Source organism: Bradyrhizobium sp. NAS96.2, assembly GCF_001908235.1.
Lineage (GTDB): Bacteria > Pseudomonadota > Alphaproteobacteria > Rhizobiales > Xanthobacteraceae > Bradyrhizobium.
The window spans coordinates 1-613 of the sequence record NZ_LGHK01000438.1 but is presented as its reverse complement, the minus strand read 5'-3'; the positions used below and the strand labels follow the sequence as shown (position 1 = coordinate 613).

General features: G+C 61.0%; 1 protein-coding gene. It reads left to right on the top strand.

Translation table 11 applies throughout. From position 1 onward, the window contains the following. Positions 1–178: 178 nt before the first annotated feature. Positions 179–613 (top strand): hypothetical protein (locus tag AC628_RS41805; RefSeq protein ID WP_143202126.1); only part of this gene is annotated, 435 nt, incomplete at its 3' end.

The window sequence follows — 613 nt, the reverse complement described above, 5'->3', positions numbered from 1 at the left end:
GCTGGTCGGTCTCGATTCCTCGGCGACCGGCAATAACAGCATGATCTCGTTCCAGACCACTGCAGCGTAGCGTTTGAGTGATCGGCGCCGACCATAGGCCGATGGAATGTTCTCGCGAGAACCGGCCGCAGTATTGTCGGACCCTGCGGCCAACCTTTCCGACAAAAGGCAACCGACAATGACTGAATCAACTGCAACCCTCGACCTTTCCGCCCATTTGCCCGTCGACACGTTCCGGCTGCAGATCCGCAAGCCCGGAACGGATACGCCGATCGGCTGGGCGATCGATCTCGCCGGTCCCGCGCATCCGCAGACAATTGCGCTCAACAATGAATCGACCCGCGACGCGATCGAGAAGGAAAAGGCGATCGAGTTCGCGCAGGTCAACGGCCGCAAATGGAAAACCGAGGATGAGACGGTCGCCGATCGGCGCCGGCAGAACGTGACCAAGGTCTGCCGCCGCATCGTCGGATGGTCGCCAAATCCGACGTTTAAGATCGCTTCGCCAGATCCTATCCCGTTCACGCTCGAGAACGCCGTCGAGCTGTTCCTGCGGCCGGAGCTCGGCAGCTTCTTCGTCCAGGTGACCGACTACCTGACGAGCGAGCGGGCT